Annotated in this window: 14 protein-coding genes; 6 read left to right on the forward strand and 8 right to left on the reverse strand. The window is 31.9% G+C overall.

The annotated features are described in order from the left end of the window. Positions 1-373 precede the first annotated feature (373 nt). The 5 genes from ACNQF6_RS12980 to ACNQF6_RS13000 are packed head-to-tail and all read right to left on the reverse strand — an operon-like array spanning position 374 to position 6,149. On the reverse strand, positions 374-1,843 hold the full coding sequence (locus tag ACNQF6_RS12980) for a lipopolysaccharide biosynthesis protein (RefSeq protein ID WP_417966328.1): 1,470 nt from the start codon (positions 1,841-1,843) through the stop codon (positions 374-376). Positions 1,844-1,884: 41 nt separating this feature from the next. Continuing rightward, entirely contained in the window at positions 1,885-3,174 is a 1,290-nt protein-coding gene (locus ACNQF6_RS12985) for a glycosyltransferase family 4 protein (RefSeq protein ID WP_417966329.1), read from the reverse strand. Positions 3,175-3,176: 2 nt separating this feature from the next. After that, entirely contained in the window at positions 3,177-3,404 is a 228-nt protein-coding gene (locus ACNQF6_RS12990; RefSeq protein WP_417966330.1) for a hypothetical protein, read from the reverse strand. Between the two features lie 3 nt (positions 3,405-3,407). Beyond that, positions 3,408-5,819, reverse strand: a complete 2,412-nt coding sequence (locus ACNQF6_RS12995) for a YfhO family protein (protein WP_417966331.1) — start codon at positions 5,817-5,819, stop codon at positions 3,408-3,410. A 48-nt stretch (positions 5,820-5,867) separates the two neighbouring features. Beyond that, positions 5,868-6,149: a DUF4834 family protein gene (locus tag ACNQF6_RS13000; protein ID WP_417966332.1), complete on the reverse strand. Its 282-nt coding sequence runs from the start codon at positions 6,147-6,149 to the stop codon at positions 5,868-5,870. Positions 6,150-6,272: 123 nt separating this feature from the next. Between ACNQF6_RS13000 and ACNQF6_RS13005 the strand changes: the two genes are divergently transcribed. Both ACNQF6_RS13005 and ACNQF6_RS13010 read left to right on the forward strand, forming a co-directional pair. Then, complete coding sequence (locus ACNQF6_RS13005; RefSeq protein WP_417966333.1) at positions 6,273-7,232, forward strand: transporter; 960 nt, start codon at positions 6,273-6,275, stop codon at positions 7,230-7,232. Further along, positions 7,232-8,350, forward strand: coding sequence for a GTP cyclohydrolase (locus ACNQF6_RS13010; RefSeq protein ID WP_417966334.1), 1,119 nt, complete (start codon positions 7,232-7,234; stop codon positions 8,348-8,350). The genes ACNQF6_RS13005 and ACNQF6_RS13010 overlap by 1 nt, the downstream gene beginning before the upstream one ends. A 90-nt stretch (positions 8,351-8,440) precedes the next feature. Here ACNQF6_RS13010 and ACNQF6_RS13015 read toward each other — a convergent pair whose 3' ends face one another. Both ACNQF6_RS13015 and ACNQF6_RS13020 read right to left on the reverse strand, forming a co-directional pair. Beyond that, entirely contained in the window at positions 8,441-8,914 is a 474-nt protein-coding gene (locus tag ACNQF6_RS13015) for a hypothetical protein (protein WP_417966335.1), read from the reverse strand. Between the two features lie 121 nt (positions 8,915-9,035). Then, positions 9,036-10,298 carry a cysteate-C-fatty acyltransferase gene (locus ACNQF6_RS13020; protein WP_417950197.1) on the reverse strand — a complete coding sequence of 421 codons (1,263 nt, stop codon included), beginning with the start codon at positions 10,296-10,298 and terminating at the stop codon, positions 9,036-9,038. Positions 10,299-10,605: 307 nt separating this feature from the next. Here ACNQF6_RS13020 and ACNQF6_RS13025 point away from each other — a divergent pair, with 307 nt between their 5' ends. Continuing rightward, positions 10,606-11,370 (forward strand): NYN domain-containing protein, encoded by a 765-nt coding sequence (locus tag ACNQF6_RS13025; protein ID WP_417966336.1) that lies wholly within the window; start codon positions 10,606-10,608, stop codon positions 11,368-11,370. Here the strand turns inward: ACNQF6_RS13025 and ACNQF6_RS13030 are convergent. Then, positions 11,367-13,748 carry a hybrid sensor histidine kinase/response regulator gene (locus ACNQF6_RS13030; protein ID WP_417966337.1) on the reverse strand — a complete coding sequence of 794 codons (2,382 nt, stop codon included), beginning with the start codon at positions 13,746-13,748 and terminating at the stop codon, positions 11,367-11,369. The genes ACNQF6_RS13025 and ACNQF6_RS13030 overlap by 4 nt on opposite strands. A 1,058-nt stretch (positions 13,749-14,806) precedes the next feature. Here ACNQF6_RS13030 and ACNQF6_RS13035 point away from each other — a divergent pair. The 3 genes from ACNQF6_RS13035 (at position 14,807) to ACNQF6_RS13045 (ending at position 18,377) form a co-directional block, all read left to right on the forward strand. After that, entirely contained in the window at positions 14,807-15,385 is a 579-nt protein-coding gene (locus tag ACNQF6_RS13035; protein WP_417966339.1) for a non-canonical purine NTP diphosphatase, read from the forward strand. 204 nt (positions 15,386-15,589) lie between these two features. Continuing rightward, positions 15,590-17,521: a DEAD/DEAH box helicase gene (locus tag ACNQF6_RS13040; protein ID WP_417966340.1), complete on the forward strand. Its 1,932-nt coding sequence runs from the start codon at positions 15,590-15,592 to the stop codon at positions 17,519-17,521. An 88-nt stretch (positions 17,522-17,609) separates the two neighbouring features. Next, the gene (locus ACNQF6_RS13045) at positions 17,610-18,377 is read left to right on the forward strand and encodes a carboxypeptidase-like regulatory domain-containing protein (protein WP_417966341.1); all 768 of its coding nucleotides are present in this window, start codon (positions 17,610-17,612) and stop codon (positions 18,375-18,377) included. Positions 18,378-18,446 lie beyond the last annotated feature (69 nt).

Here is an 18,446-nt window from a genome sequence, read left to right on the forward strand (position 1 = left end):
ATTATTGGTATAAATTACTTTAGCTATTTATTATTTTCTAAAAACAGTTTGTTAAAATAACACTTGGCAAAAATAAGTGTAATCTATTATTTCCACAATACCCACTTTTAGTGATTTTTGATCAATCCAAACAATTAAACTGCTAGTTATTTTTACTATTAAAGTTCTACGCAAATATATTTTTTTTAGATACTTTAAAAGTTATACAATAATTATATAAAGTTACAAGATTTACATACAAACCTCTTTAATTAAATCTGCTATAAGACTTCTTTAACTATTTTATCAATCAAGAAAACGTTAGTTATGATAAACTTTATTTTGAAAGATGATTTTAGGAATTAGAATTAGTACTGTTTCTGAACTAAAAAAATTATACCTTAATTCTCAATTTTTTAAAAACTACATCTAACGCTTGATTAATTTCAATGGAAATAACAAATTTATAATTAATATAAACATATAAGAGAGTTACCAAAATAGATTTTAAGGCAATACTAATTATTGGGCTAAAAGGAAATTCCCAAAAATAAAATAATAAAAATATTCCAAAAGTGATTACAAGAGAATAAACTGTTTGTTTTGTAAATGGATACAAATGCATACGCTTGACTACAAAAAGTAATTTAGCCAAACTGTATAGAGTAATAGATAATAAAGTTGCAACTGCTGTCCCTGTTATAGCATATCTTGGTATAAAAAACATGTTCAATCCTACTGTCAAAAAAACAAGCAATAATCCTAAAAACAAAACCATACGATAATATTTTGAATTGAAAATAATAGCATTATTGTTTCCTAAAATCAAATCAAAATATTTAGAAATCCCAATCAAAAATACCACAAGAATTCCTCCACTATATTCTTTTGGAACCATTACATACAATTGATTTATATTAACAAAAATACACAACATCACAAAACCTCCAACAACTTGCAGATTTATAGAAGTCTTTTTGTACAAATCATTTAATTCATCATGTTTATTCTCATGCATCAATTTAGCCGTTATGGGATATGTAATCTGATGCATCGCACGACTGGGAACTGCAATAACAGAAGCGATATAAGTTGCAACTGAATAATAGGCAATATTCTCAATTTTAATATATTGATTCAGCATAATCTTATCAATATCCAGTAACATAACCGCAACACTACCTGATAAAATAATGAAAAAAGTATATACTAAAACATCTTTCACGTTTTGAGGAATGGAGAACTGAAAAACAGGTTTTTTTATTTGGAAAGCATAAAACATAGTGATAATAAAAGCCAAAAAATAAATAATAGCCGTAACATAAATAAAATCTACAACAGTAATCAATTTGTAATAAACTCCAATCAAAGCAAACAAAGAAAATAATCTAAGTCCCACCTCTTTAACAAAATTTCCAAATACTGAATGCATGTGAACTCTTGCCCAAGCATAAAAAATCTCGAAATAAGCCATACTTAATCCTATAAATGGAATAAGCCATAAATAATCCTTAACTACAGGATTTTCTTTACTCAAGTACAATGAAATAGGTTCAAAAAAGAATAATCCAATCAATACTAAAGGAATACACAATAATAAAGGAATTAGTACTGTAAACGATAGAAAACTAGAGCGCTCATCTTCTGTTTTATATTGAGTATAAAACTTCACCAAAGTATTTTGCATCCCAAAAGCCAATAACGGCATAATAATATTTGCCCAAGAAAGTACGTAGTTTGTTAAAGCATAAAATACCGTTCCTAAAAAAAATGGATACAAGTAAAGGGTATTTATAGCACCAATTCCAAAACCTAAATAAGTAATTATTGTATTCTTTAAAGATTGATTTAATACTATTCCCATTTTTTTGTCATTGCGAGGCACGAAGCAATCTCACTTTTTATTTACGATTTGTTAAACAATTCAACCAATTCTTTGGTAATATTTTTTCTAGAATAACGTTGTAACCCAACACCGTTTGCTTTTAATTTCCCTTCCAAAAACTGATTATAAAAATCCAAAATTACACTTTTAAGTTTCATTTTCTCTGAATAATCAAAAAATACACCTGTGTTGGTTTCCGTTATGATTTCGGCAAAATCAGATCCGTTAGGACCAATCGCAATAATAGGTCGGTTTGAAACCATATATTCGAATAATTTTCCAGGTATAATGCTTTTTGTGTCCTTCGAATCAATTTCGATAAGCAACAAAACCTGTGATTTTCTTTGATGTGCAATGGCTTCTGCATGCGATACATAACCCAAATTATTCCAATAGGTATTTAGCCCAAAATGAGTAATTGTTTCTAAAACTTCCTGACTCACAGCTCCAATTAGTTTTATTTCTAAATGCGATTTAAAATCTGGAATCTCATGTAGCAATTCTACTAAACTTTCCCATAAAACATGAGGATTTCTCTCAGAAAGAAAAGAACCAATGTGTGCTAAGGTAAATTTAGTGTCTAAAGTTTGCTTTTCGACTTCTTCCGTATCATAACCATTGGTAATTACAGCAATTGGTTTATTTGTAATCGCTTGAAATTCCGTTTTAGTAGTCTTACTGGTTACTATAATTGTATCGGCTGTACTCAAAACCTGATGTTCTAGTGCTTTGTGTTTTTTGGCAGCAAAACTGGACAATCGCAAGGATTTATGATAGCCAATAGTTGTCCACGGATCTCTGAAATCAGCAAACCATTTCAAATCTAATTTTTGTTTTAATTCTAGTCCAATAAGATGTAAGCTGTGCGGCGGTCCAGAAGTAACAATGGTATCAATATTATTATCTACAATGTATTTCTCTAAATAAGCAACCGATGGTTTTACCCAAAAAACACGTGCATCCGGAATAAAAAGATTCCCACGAATCCAAAGAAAAGTTTTATCCAGAAAAGATTGTTTTTTCTGATTTGGAATAATTCCAGAACTGATTTTTTTAGTTTTGTTTTTCGAAAGAAAAGAAGCCAGTTGATACGGTTCAAAAATGGTCTGTCTCAGAATAATTGTCTTTTCAAAAACTTCTTTAACCAAATTCTCATCAATAATAGGATACGTCGGATTCTCTGGAATATAAACAATAGGCTGAATACCAAAATCCGGCAAGTACTTAACAAACTTAAGCCAACGCTGTACTCCAGGTCCTCCTGCTGGTGGCCAGTAATACGTAATTATTAAAATTTTCTTTGGTTCCAAGGTTAGGATTTTGTGGTAATTGATTTTAAATCTGTAAAAAACAAATTACTGTTTTTATACAATCCCTTGCCTATAAAATATAAAGCGGGTATCGATGGAATTATTAAATAAAATTTAAATTTATCCGGATTAATAAAATATAGCGTTAATAAAACTCCAATAATAATTCCTAAAAGAAAAAGCCAAAGCAATATTTGTTGAAATGATTTTAAACTTAATAACTCTTTCATAATTTAATTTTTAAAACCTTTCTTCCTTTCAAAATAAATCCCTCCTACTAAAAGAATCAAAATTCCTATAGAACTAATTAACGTTATGGTACTTCCAGTATTTACAACTTGTGGTTCAAATTTAAATTCTATTTTGTGTTTCCCTGCTGGAATTTGCAATCCTCTTAAAACATAATCAACTCTAATATGTTCTACACTTTTACCATCAATATAGGCATTCCAACCTTTTCCATAATACATTTCGGAAAAAACGGCTAAACCTTCGTTTGAATTATTAGACACATATTTCAAGTAATTAGGTTTGTAATTTTCTAAAATTATAGTCGCTGAACTGTCTTTGGCGAAAGCCGTATTTTTGATTTCAAAATCTTTACTATTTACAATTGCGACATTTTTAGAATCCAAACTATCCAACGCTTTCATCTCTTCATCAGCTGAATTCACTAATTTTACTTGGCTTACAAACCATACATTTCCATTAACAGCTGGATTTGATACTGGGAATTCTTTTCCTTCTTTATCTTTTTGGATTACATACTTTACATTAAGCATGTTAAGGACTTCAATATTATTTTTTGAAATTTGATAGTCAATTAATTGCTGCATTCTTCTTGGTCTTACGGCGCTGTATCCACCAATAGATTTATGGAAATAAGAAGCTCTTGCCCCCATGATATCGCCCACTTCAAAAACGCGATAATTAGCCGTATCTTTTAAAATCTCAGCATCAGAAGGCGACTCTTGAAAAGGCACTTGAACTTGGCTTCCACTTACAAAATCTTTCCCGGAAACATATTTTTTATCCACAAAAAACAAATCGGAAACCATCAATAAACCTACGATTATAATGGCTGTATTTTGAGCAAATCTGTCTTTAATGAACAACCATAAAACACCGGCTGTTAATACTATAAAAAAGCCTGAACGCAATAAATCAGCGCTGTATAAACTCATTCTATCCAGTTTAAGCGCATTTACAAACTCAGGACCGTAACTTTCTTGAAAATAAGCATCGTTTCCTCCAGAAAAGCTGAACATACTTTTGCTTAAAAATAAAATCAAAATAATTCCTAAACCTAAAATTGTGGTTTCATATAATGCTTTCCATTGTAGTTTTTTGTCTAATTTGAAGAAAGACTGTAATCCCATAATAGCCAAAACTGGAATACACAATTCTAAAACAACTTGGATAGAAGATACTGCTCTGAATTTATCGTACATTGGAACATAATCAATAAAAAAGTCCGTTAAAACAGGGAAATTTTTACCCCAAGAAAGAACTAACGCAACTATTGAACCCGATAGAAATACATATTTAATCTTTCTTTTATCAATAAATAAAGCCAAAATTGCCAAAAAGAACACTACAATTCCAATATATGCAGGAGCTGCCACAATAGGTTGATCTCCCCAATATGTTGGCATTCCTGAAACAAAATCAGTTGCCTGATCTTCTGGAACTCCCTGACCTATCATGAATTCATACATATTACTGTCTTTTCCAACAGCCTCATTATTAGAGCCACCAAAAAGTCGCGGGGCAATAAGATTAAAACTTTCCATTACTCCATAACTGTACTCCGTGATATAGTCCTTAGACATTGAAGAAGTCGTTTCGTTTTTTGAACCGTTTGGATTGAATGTCAGTTCGCTTTTACCACGAATACTAAAATCAGCATATTCAGAAGTGGCTAATAGATTCGTAGCATTGGCACCAATCGCTAAAATTCCTGCTGCGGCTAATACCCCAAAGGAATGCAAAAGTGATTTATATTCCTTTTCTTTTACTTGCTGATATAAAAAATAAGCAGAAAGTATCAATAGGAAAATCAATAAGTAATAGGTCATTTGGAAGTGATTCGCATTGATTTCTAATGCTGTCGCAAAAAGCGTAATTAAACCTCCCAGAATGTATTTTTTTTGAAATACCAAAATAAATCCGGCAATAACCAGTGGCATATAGGCAATCGCATGCGCTTTGGCATTATGGCCAACTCCAAGAATAATAATCAAATAGGTAGATAAACCAAAGGCCAAAGCTCCAAAAAATGCCTTTAACGGATCAACTTTTAGCACTAACATCAAACCATAAAATCCAAGGAAATATAAAAATAAATAATCCGCAGGGCGCGGTAAAAATCGCAAGACATCGTCTATCGCACCAATATAATCGTGTGGATATTTGGCTCCCAATTGATACGTTGGCATTCCACCAAAGGCTGAATTAGTCCAATACGGTTCAACATTATCCGTGGCTCTAAAATCATTTTGTTCTTTAGCCATCCCTGTATATTGCACAATATCTGATTGGAAAATTTGTTTTCCTTGCAATACAGGATAAAAATATAGGAGAGAAATTACAACAAAACCAAATATGGCTAAGGCGTGTGGATAGAACTTATTTATTATTTTCAATGTAAAATGGTTTGGATTAGAGTAAAAACGGTGTTAATAACTACAAATTTAATCTATTTCTTCGTAATCAACATAATCACCCACTTTTTTGGTTTCGCGAGGATTTTTAGCATTTGCCGTATTGTATATTACTTCATCCTTACTTTGTGTTTTTTTCCAAGTACTATCTTGTGCATACTGATGCTGTTTCTGCATATTTTCGCCCGCTTTTTCGACCACTTTTTTAAGCAATAAAGGCAAAAATAGTTTTGCTAAAAATTTAAAAATATAATAGAAAGCGATCATATAAAAAAGCGCTTTTATAAAACCAATGAAAGAGGCTGTTTGCATATAAGTGTAATTTTTTACAAAATTAATAAATCAACCGTTCAAAATTAAAATATCTCTCTTAAATAAATAATAAAATATAGTACATTTGAAAAGCGTTATTACTTTTTAACCCAAAAAAATAATATGTCCAAAATCAAAATCTTATTTATAGCTGCTATTTCAATGCTTCCAAGTATTCATTATGGCCAACATACAGATCAAATAAATTCAAATAGACCGGGCGAAACCATGTCGGCTTACGCAGTTGGAAAGTCAGTAATCCAAATAGAAACAGGGGTTTACGGTATAAAACAAAATCATAGCTTATTGAATTATAATGCCAATGGTTTTGGGATTGATGCCACCTTGCGATGGGGATTATTTATGGAAAAACTAGAATTGATAGCAGATATACAATACCAAAATGAAATCTACACCTCCTTGTTAAATAAAACTGCCATTGCTGATTTCAAACAAACTGTTTTAGGAGCCAAATATTTGATTTACGATCCTTTCAAAAATTACGAAAAAAAGGTAAACATATACAGTTGGAAAGCCAATCGAGCATTCAATTGGCACCAGTTAATTCCAGCTATCTCTGGATTTGTGGGCGTTAATTATTCTGCAGAAAACAATCCCTATGCGCTTTCAAATAGAAACCCAACCGTGAGTAGATATCCTGCACAATTCTCACCAAAAGCGATGTTAATTACGCAAAACCATTTTGGTGACGGAAGATGGGTTTTAGTCTCAAATATTACTGCGGATTACATTGGTACAGATTTTCCTAGCTATGGATATGCCATTACACTTACACGCGGCTTTAACAACAAATGGTCTGGTTTTTTAGAAAATCAAGGCCTAAAAAGTGATTTGTATGCTGATGCAATAGTTCGTGGTGGCACGGCTTATTTATTGAATAAAGACTTGCAAATTGATGCTTCAATAAGCACAAGTCTTAAAGACACACCTTCGGCACTTTATGGAGGCATTGGTTTTTCTTGGCGCTACGACGCCAATTATCAAGAAGTAAGAATAAACATTGACAATAAGGATTCCGATAAAAAAGCATTAAAAAGAGCAAAAAAGACAAAAAAAGGATAATGATTACAATAAAAGAAGCTACAACAAAAAGTGAATTAACGGATTATATCAAATTCCCTTTTTCCCTATACAAAAAAAATAAATATTGGGTTCCGCCAATCATAGCTGATGAATTGGAAACCTTTGACAAAACAAAAAACCCAGCTTTTGAAAATGCCGAAGCCTATTTTTATATCGCTTACAAAAACAATGAAATAGTAGGTAGAATTGCGGCAATCATTAATTGGAGTGAAGTAAACGACCAACAAAAAAAGAAAGTTCGTTTTGGTTGGTTTGATGTGATTGATGATATTGAAGTAACTAAAGCACTTTTGGAAAAAGTGTATGAATTAGGTCGGAAAAACAATTTAGAACACGTTGAAGGCCCGATGGGTTTTTCAAATTTAGATAAAGTAGGCGTCTTAACCGAAGGTTTTGACCAGATTGGAACTATGATTACGTGGTACAATCATCCGTATTATGCCACTCATTTTGAGCAATTGGGTTATTGTGTTGAAAAAAAATTCTTAGAAAGTAAATTTCCTTTCGAAAATGTAAAATTGGAATTTTTTGAAAAGGCAAATGATTTGGTAAAAAGAAGGTATCAGTTAAGTCCGCTTAATTTCAAAACTACTAAAGAAGTGATGCCACATGTAGATAAAATGTTTGATTTATTTAATAAATCGTATGCTTCCTTATCTTCTTTTGTTGCTATTTCAGAAACACAAAAAGAGTACTTCAAAAAAAAATACATTAGCTTTATAAATCCCGAATTTATAAAATTTGTAGAAGATAAGGATCATAATATTGTAGCCTTCAGCATAGTGATGCCTGATTTTTCAGAAGCATTACAAAAGTCTAAGGGGAAATTATTCCCTTTTGGTTTTCTACGTATGCTTAAAGCCCGAAAAAACAGTAAAAATGTAATTTTTTATTTGATTGGCGTGCTTCCTGAATACCAAAACAAGGCAGTTACCGCAATACTTTTTAAAGAATGTTATGAAACTTTCAAAGAAAAAGGTATTCTCAATTGTTTTAGAACACCTGAATTGGCAGATAATGTCGCGATACATAACTTATGGAAGCATTTCAATCCTGTTGTTCACAAACGAAGATGTACTTTTCTAAAGAATTTATAGTAATTTAGATTATAGTATTTAAAACTAAAAAATCCATTCGTCGCGGCGAGTGGATTTTTTAGTTTTAAATACTATTTTTTATGATGAAAATTACATTTTGCAATCTATTTTTGACAAAACGATATTTCCTTCAAATTTTAATTGTTTAGTATCTTTAAAAGTGACTTTTCCTTTATTGTCATCTACAACATCGCCATAACCTTCAACATACGTACTTCCTTTTTTCAAAAAAGCAACTTCTCGAATTGACGAAACTCCCTCGGACATAAGAGTATAATCTGCAAAAAGCGTATCGCCTTTTATTTCTCCCACTAAAGTTCCTTCATTTTTATCTTTTTCAAAAAACTTATAACTTAATTTCCCAGAAGCTATTTGATTTCCTTTTACATTCAAAGACATCAAAATAGTATCTTTTTTAATACTTGCACTATAGCACTCTTCTGAGACAGTTTCTTCTACAACTATTTCTTGTGGTGCAATTGGCGTTTCTTCCGTTTCCTTTTCTTTTTTACATGAAACAAAACCAGTTATAAAAACAACACCCAATAAAATTACTTTTTTCATAACCTTTAAATTTTTAAGTTGCATAAATATACTCATTACTCGCTAGATACATTTCAAAAAAAATCCATCAACAAAAGCTGATGGATTTTTTATAAACTTAAAATTGCTATAATTTCAAAAACTAAGCGTCTAAATCAACCGTAGTTCTGCTAGCAATTTCTTTATATGTACCATTTTCAAGTTTCTCACGAATTGCTTCAAAAGCAGTTAATGTTTCATCAACATCTGATAAAGTATGAGACGTTGTAGGAATCATTCTTAACAAGATAATCCCTTTTGGAATAACCGGATAAATTACAATCGACAAGAAAATTCCGTAGTTTTCTCTTAAATCATTTACCATAATCATTGCTTCTGGTACACTTCCTTCAAGATATACTGGAGTTACACAAGTATTAGTATCTCCAATATTGAAATTACGCTCTCTCAATCCGTTTTGCAATGCATCTACATTCTCCCACAATTTATCTTTCAATTCCGGGTGATTACGCAACAATTCTAATCGTTTCAAAGATCCAATAGTTTGAATCATTGGCAATGCTTTTGCAAACATTTGAGAACGTAAATTATATTTCAAATAATCAATAATGTCTTTATCAGCCGCTACAAACGCACCAATATTAGCCATAGATTTTGCAAAAGTAGAGAAATAAACATCAATTCCATCTTGACAACCTTGCTCCTCACCTGCTCCGGCACCTGTTTTTCCTAGTGTTCCAAATCCATGTGCATCATCAACCAATAAACGGAAATTAAATTTTTCCTTCATGGCAACAATTTCCTTCAATTTTCCTTGTTGTCCACGCATCCCAAAAACACCTTCAGTAATAAAAAGGATTCCTCCTCCAGTTACTTCAGCTAATTTTGTAGCACGTTCCAAGTTTTTTTCCATACTGGCAAGATCATTATGACGGTATGTAAAACGTTTTCCCATATGCAAACGAACACCATCAATAATACAAGCATGCGCATCTACATCATATACAATTACATCATTTTTTGTAACCAAAGCGTCAATTGTTGACATAATTCCTTGGTATCCAAAATTCAATAAATATGCCGACTCTTTCATTACAAAAGCAGCCAATTCATTCTCTAATTGCTCGTGATATTTGGTGTGGCCGCTCATCATACGAGCTCCCATTGGATAAGCTGCACCATATTGAGCTGCTGCTTCCGTATCTGCCTGACGCACTTCTGGATGATTAGCAAGACCTAAATAGTCATTCAAACTCCAATTCAAAATATCTTTTCCACCAAACTGCATTCTTGGACCTAACTCACCTTCCAATTTAGGAAAAACAAAATAACCTTCAGCTTGCGAAGCCCATTTTCCTAACGGCCCTTTATTGTTTTGAATCCTTTCGAATAAATCTTTTACCATAATATATCAAGTAATAATTTTAATTTTAAGAAGTTGCAAAAATAATTATTTAAATTTTATAAAGGTATTGAAAGCGAAATTATTTTTCAGGGTTTATTATCATGAATATCAGTTACTATTTAGTTGCGCTGAATCTTCGATGTCCTGCTTTAGACTTTATCTTTTGTGTTGTCAAGAAAGATTGCTTTGTCTAATGCAATGAGGGTGAAAAAGGACACCGTTTCAATCTGGGCTAATCCTCAAACTTCGAGAGGTTTTTCCCAATAAACTTTGTACATTTGAATAAATATTTCAACATTACAAATTTATGTCGCAAGATACAAAAGAATTAAAACTAGCAGTTCTCATTGATGCTGATAATGTTCCTTATAGCAATGTAAAAGGGATGATGGAAGAAATTGCTAAATTTGGAACACCCACTACTAAACGTATTTATGCCGATTGGACTAAACCGAATGCAGGTGGATGGAAAAGTGTATTATTAGAACATGCTATCACGCCTATACAGCAATACAGTTACACCGTTGGGAAAAATTCATCAGATTCTGCCATGATTATTGACGCCATGGATTTATTATATTCGGACAAGGTAGATGGTTTTTGTATTGTTTCCAGTGATTCTGATTTTACACGTTTAGCAATTCGACTCCGTGAATCCGGTATGAAAGTCATTGGAATTGGAGAACAAAAAACACCAAATTCATTTATAGTTGCCTGCGACCGGTTTATTTATATTGAAGTTTTGGATGGAGCTATCAAAAAGAAATTACCAAAACGAACTGCATCGGACACTAAAAAAGCAACTCCAAAAAGCCTAAATAAAATTGATTTACAAACTATCGAGTTAATAGAATCTACCATTGAAGATATAGGCGATGATAGCGGCTGGGCATTTCTTGGGGATGTAGGAAACTTAATAGTGAAAAAGAAACCAGAATTCGACCCAAGAAATTATGGTTTTTCTAAACTTACTCCAATGCTAAAATCCCTTACAGATATTCTAGAAATCGACGAAAGGGATTCAGATAAAAAAGGCATTAAACACGTTTATGTACGATTGCGTTTTAATTAAACTAAGTTTTTTACCGCAGTGTATAAAGTGTCATTCTTAATTGGTTTAGATAAATAATGATTCATTCCAATTTCTGTCACACGTAATTTAGTACTCTCCATTACATCGGCGGTAACTGCAATTATAGGAACAGCAGCATTAGCAACTCCTGCTTCCCCATTTCTAATCGCTATAGTTGCTTCGTAACCGTCCATAACCGGCATTTGAAGATCCATTAATACAATATCAAAATGGTTTGTCTTAAATGCATCTAAGCATTCCTGACCATTATTAGCATAAACTACAGTCGTATTCAACCATTTTTTAGTTATCATTTTAACAACCATTTGATTAATGGGATTGTCTTCAACTACTAAAACTGATTTACCTTCTAAATCGTAAACTATAGGCATAGTTAAGACTTCTGAATTTTCTTCTTGAGGTACAATATCAAAATCTAAAGTTATAATACAAGTTGTACCTTCATTCACTTTACTATCCATATCAATAGTCCCATTTTGCATATCCACTAAAGCCTTTACAATATAAAGTCCTAATCCTAGCCCTCCAAACTTTCTCTTATTATCTATACTATTTTGAGAAAATGAATCAAAAATACTATTCATTTTTTCTTTAGGAATTCCTACACCAGAATCTGAAACTGTAAATTTCAAACTTGCTCGATTATTTTCCTTAACCTTACAGTCTATATCAAATTTCACAAAACCTTTAGATGTAAATTTGATGGCATTATTTAATACATTATTTATAACTTGAACCAATCTGGTCACATCGCCAATTAAAAAATCAGGAATCGCATCTGATATTAAAAATTGAAACTCGAGCCCTTGATCATTAGCTCTATTGATTGCATTATTTTTTAGATTTTCCAGAACTCTCGCAGGATCAAACTTAACGGATTCCAATTTTAATTCTTTTTTCTCAATTTTAGAAAAATCTAAAATATCATTTACAGAACTCAATAAACTGTGTGAAGAATACTTTATAATTTGGCAATTTCTCCTAATTTTATCATCCTGAACTTCTACAGATATCGAGTCAATCAAATTCATAATTGCATTCAAAGGAGTTCTTAATTCATGACTAATATTCGATAAAAAATAGGATTTCAAATCATTCATTTCTTCAGAACGAACCAAAGCAAGACGATTGAGTTCGTTTTTCTCATTTTTAAGATTCCGAATCAAATTTGACATCGATAATGAAAGAAAAATAACCTCTAAACCTGTTCCCAATTTCGAACTATTTTGAGTAAAAAAGTTAATAGGAAATAACCCGAAATTATATAAAATAAATATACCAAAACCTAAAATCAAAAATAAAATACCGGTTGTAAATAAAAAGTCTACAGGCTTTTTTTTGTAATAAAGATAAAGTATTGAATATACAATTAAGATCAAAAAAACCAGCGTAAGCACATTGACTAAAACATAGGAAAACAACAAGAGTGATGGAATAAAAATCACACAGAATAATAACAAAAGCAATAATGCATACGCTACATTAAATAGAATATAAATTTTATTGCTATTCTTTTTAATTTTCAAAAACAGTTCACTGTATTTACCCGATAGAAAAACAGCAATTATCGCAATAAATAATACGCCATGATTGGAAAACCATCCTGCATTTGGGGTGACATATTTATAGAAAAAACCATCTAAAGCAAATTGCAGTAAACCAACAAATAAAACATACAAACTATAGTATAAAAATATCTTTTCGTTTAAAGCATAAAAAAAGAAAAAATAGATAATTGCCGCAATTAACAAAATACCATAAAATATTCCAAAAAATAATTGCTCATTTGAAATCATCGTTATGAAACTTTCCGATGAATACAGCATTACAGGAATTTTTATTACTTCACCATCACTCTTTAGATGCAAAAACAATTTCAGATTGGATTTAGGTTGAATTTTTAACTCGAAAATTGATTTTCTATTATCAAAACTACGCTCAGAATAACGCATTCTATCACCACTTACCATTTTGACAATTTTTCCGGAGGCACCATCAACAATATATAATTCTACCAGATCAGTTATTGGCCTTGCTGTTTCTAGATAATATTCTAACGATGTATCTGATCGATTTTCAAGTTCGACTTTAGCCCAAAAGTTGTTTTCAGTAAAACCCAAATCATCATTTTCGGTTTCAAGTCTTTTGGGATTTAAGGATTCGTAATTAGCAATTACCTCTTGAATATTTAAATTTTGTTGGCCCACATCAGCAATTGTAGTAAAACTATGGAGCGACACCTCTTTAGGAAATGAATTTTTATTAAAAATATATTGCGAAAAACTATTGATTGAAAACAAAAAAACAAAAAATAATAGTAAAACAGTATGGGTGGTATTCGATAATCTTTGATACATGTGCATATAATTTTAATATTATATATTTACGATAAAAATAATACGTTGGATTTTTAAAGTAGTTAAATTAAGTCTTTATTCTCTAGTAAAAAAGCTTAATTTTCAATATCCTCATTAATTTAGTTCAAAAACTTTAACAAGAACCAATAAATTTTCGTTTCAGGAATCACCTTATTAGCAATATATCTGATTATTTTTGTACTATTTATTCAGATAAAAATGATTGTGAAATTTTGGTATTGACTTATATACCGGAGGAGGTTTTTTGTTTTTATAAAAACACTTTACATGCTGTAAATTAACTTCTGGCTGTCACTAGTAAAAAAGCTTTACTTATATTAAATTTTCATGCGTGGTGACGAACTTGTAAAGCGTAACCAGATAATAAAATTAAGGCAACAAAAAGGAGGACCTTTTGATTCCAACTGTTGTCGGTTCTGATTTACCATTATCAACTCATACAATTATAGTAGTATAGCTGACTGTTAAATTAATATATCTTATTGCAAGATTAACATACTCAAGTAACTAATCAAAGAAACAATCTTATTTAACACAATCCATTAAAAACAAACGTTTAAACAACTATTAACGTATTAGATCACAGCATATAAATTATATTTAGTAATCTTTTCACATCTTGAAAAATGTCCTTTTAATTCAAACTTTAAAATTTAAATCTTTAAAATTATAACAAAAAAAAGGAGGACTTTTAAAAAGTCCTCCGATTGTAAATTTTGATTTACCATTTATCAAACATACTGTTCAGTATGAAATGAAAATTTGAATACTCTTCTCCTTGCAGATAGTTTTTATTCAAGTGATTAATCAAAACCACACTCAAAGATACAACTTATGTTAGTCTAATCATTAGAAAACAATACTTTAACTGTTAATTAACATATTGACTACCAATAAATTACATCCTAAAACATTTATTAACCTCCAAATACACAGCTTCTCGTATTATCAATAGACACTTCGGACTGATCTTGACATCATCTCAACGCACTATCTAAAAAAATGTATCTTTGAAGAGTAAAATTAAAACTAATAAAATGCAACTTGTTTTCGCTTCCAACAACAAAAATAAAATACTGGAAATACAAAGTATACTTCCTGACACGATTGAAATTCTGAGCTTAGAAAGCATCGGCTGTTATGAGGACATTCCTGAAACTGCCACAACAATTGAAGGCAATGCGATTCTGAAAGCCAATTACGTTACACAAAAATACGGTTACAATTGTTTTGCTGATGACACCGGACTGGAAGTAGATGCCCTGAATGGAGAACCCGGCGTTTACTCTGCAAGATATGCCGGAGAGCAACGGAATTCTGATGATAATATGGATAAATTATTAGAATGCTTATCCGATAAAAGTAATAGAAAGGCACAGTTTAAAACAGTGATTGCATTGAATTTAAATGGAAAACAGCATCTTTTTACAGGCATTGCCCGTGGGGAAATTACTTTAGAAAAATCAGGTAATCAAGGATTTGGTTACGACCCTATTTTCAAACCTGAAGAATATCAAGAAACTTTTGCCCAATTATCATTGGCTATTAAAAATAAAATCAGCCACAGAGGAAAAGCTACACAGCTATTAATTAATTTTTTAAAACTGAATAAATAAACGCCATAAATACAACATTTTTATAACAAAAAAACAAAATCCAAGGCGTAATTTCACACCAAAATCCTAAATCAAAACGCATAATTCGCAAATAAAAAATATAACTTTCTGATAATCAAATTATAATAAAACATTAAATCTTAAAATAGCATTAGTTTATATCGATTATTAACAGTAATTTTGCACCCTATTTTAAAAATACATATGAATAAATTTGAACAATTAGGATTGAGTGAATCGTTACTGAAGGCGATTTTAGATCTAGGATTTGAAAATCCGACCGAAGTACAGGAGAAAGCGATTCCCCTATTATTGGAAAAAGACACAGATATGGTTGCGTTGGCTCAGACAGGGACAGGGAAAACGGCAGCTTTTGGTTTTCCAGTTATTCAGAAAATTGATGCCAACAACAGAAACACACAAGCATTAATTTTATCTCCAACACGCGAACTTTGTTTGCAGATTACCAACGAAATTAAAAACTACTCTAAATACGAAAAAGGTATTAATGTGGTAGCAGTTTACGGTGGAGCTAGCATTACAGAACAAGCGAGAGACATAAAGAGAGGCGCGCAAATTATTGTGGCAACTCCAGGAAGAATGCAAGACATGATTAATAGAGGTTTGGTAAACATATCTCAAATCAACTATTGTATTCTTGACGAAGCTGACGAAATGTTGAACATGGGTTTCTACGAAGATATCGTAAACATCCTCTCTACTACGCCAGACGAAAAAAACACATGGTTATTCTCTGCAACAATGCCTGCTGAAGTAGCACGTATTGGAAAACAATTCATGACAGACCCAATTGAAATTACAGTTGGAGCTAAAAACTCAGGTTCTGCTACCGTTTCTCACGAATTTTACCTTGTAAATGCACGTGATCGTTACGAAGCTTTGAAACGTTTAGCTGATGCTAATCCAGACATTTTCTCAGTAGTTTTCTGTAGAACTAAACGTGACACACAAGCTGTTGCTGAAAAATTAGTTGAAGACGGATACAGCGCTGCTGCATTGCACGGAGATTTATCTCAAGCGCAACGTGATGGTGTTATGAAATCTTTTAGAGGAAGACAAATTCAAATGCTTGTAGCTACTGACGTTGCTGCTCGTGGAATTGATGTTGATAACATTACTCACGTAGTGAATTATCAATTACCTGACGAAATTGAAACCTACAACCACCGTTCAGGTCGTACGGGTCGTGCTGGAAAACTAGGTACTTCTATCGTAATCGTAACTAAAAGTGAATTGCGTAAGATTTCTTCAATCGAAAGAATCATCAAACAAAAATTCGAAGAAAAAACAATCCCTTCTGGAATTGAAATCTGCGAAATCCAATTATTACACTTAGCTACTAAAATTAAAGATACAGAAGTTGATCACGAAATTGACAACTATCTTCCTGCAATTAACAGCGTTCTTGAAGGTTTATCGAAAGAAGAATTAATCAAGAAAATGGTATCGGTTGAATTTAATCGTTTTATCAATTACTACAAGAAAACTAGAGATATTTCTAATCAAGCTTCAGGTTCTGAAAGACGTGATCGCGATGATAGAGATGGTGCTCCAAGAGAAAATAACAATGGTGGTGCAACAAGATATTTTGTGAACATAGGCTCTAGAGATAACTTTGATTGGATGTCACTGAAAGATTACTTGAAAGAGACATTAGACTTAGGTCGTGATGACGTTTTCAAAGTAGATGTAAAAGAAGGTTTCTCTTTCTTTAACACTGATCCGGAACATACTGATAAAGTAATGGAAGTATTGAACAACGTACAATTAGAAGGACGTAGAATCAATGTTGAAATTTCTAAAAATGATGGTGGCGGAAGACGTGACCATAACGGAAGAAGTTCTGGTGGAAGTTTTGGCGGCGGAAGAAGTTCTGCTCCAAGAAGAGAAGGAAGCTTTGCTCCAAGAAGAGAAGGTTCAGGTGGTGGATTTAGAAGCGATAGAAATTCAGCTCCAAGAGAAGGTGGATTCGGACCAAGAAGCTCATCAGCTCCAAGAAGAGAAGGTGGCTTTTCTTCTGACAGACCTAGAACTGAAGGTTCATCTGACAGAGCACCAAGACGTTCTGAAAGCTTTGGTGACTCACCAAGACCAAGAAGACCAAGAAGAGACTAACATTCATTGTTAATTTTCTTATAATTATATACTGGAACTACAAAATATTTAATCCTGTTTTATTACTTTTAAAGTCTTAAACCAGTTTATGAAATATTTTGTAGTTTTCTTTTTTTTAGTACTCTCTGCAACTGCTTTTGCGCAAGTTAAAGAACCCTCCCAAAAAGTTAATGGTATCATTATCAGCAATACTACTAGACAGCCCTTATCTAGCGTAAATATCATTAATATCAATAAAGTTAGAGGCGCAACTACCGATTCAGGAGGATATTTTGAAATAGATGTACAATTGAACGATACGCTTCACATTACTAGTTTAGGATTTCAATCACTTCGCGTTCGTGTAACCAATGACTGGATAAAAAACAAAAGCACCAAAATACAACTTACTGAAAAAGCCATTGCGCTTGAAGAAGTCGTAATTAGACCTTTTAATCTAACAGGATACCTTGAAGTAGACACTAAAATTATCCCAGTTAGAGAAAACTACAGGTATAGTATTTCCGGCTTAACACAAGGATATGAAGCAGGGGAATATTCTCCAAATGCTTTTGGAAGAGTGCTGGGTTCTATATTTAATCCCGCGGACATGCTCTATAATTTCTTTGGTAAGAATCCAAAAGAGCTCAAGAAACTGAAAGAAATGAAGAAAGATGATACGGTAAGAAACCTTTTGGAATCTAAATTTGACAGAGAAACAATATCAGTTCTTTTAGGTGTTGACAAAAATGAAATAGCTGAAATTCTGCAACGTTGTAACTACTCTGAATCTTTTATAAAAACAGCTAATGATTTGCAAATCATGGATGCTATAAGCGGATGTTATGAGGAATACAAAGTTCTGAAGAAAAAATAAATCCAGTATTCCATTACTCAAATAGCTAGTTATTTTGAAATAAAAAACAATTTAATCCCCGATTCCGAA

The organism is Flavobacterium pasteuri, from assembly GCF_048286615.1.
Taxonomy (GTDB): Bacteria; Bacteroidota; Bacteroidia; order Flavobacteriales; family Flavobacteriaceae; genus Flavobacterium.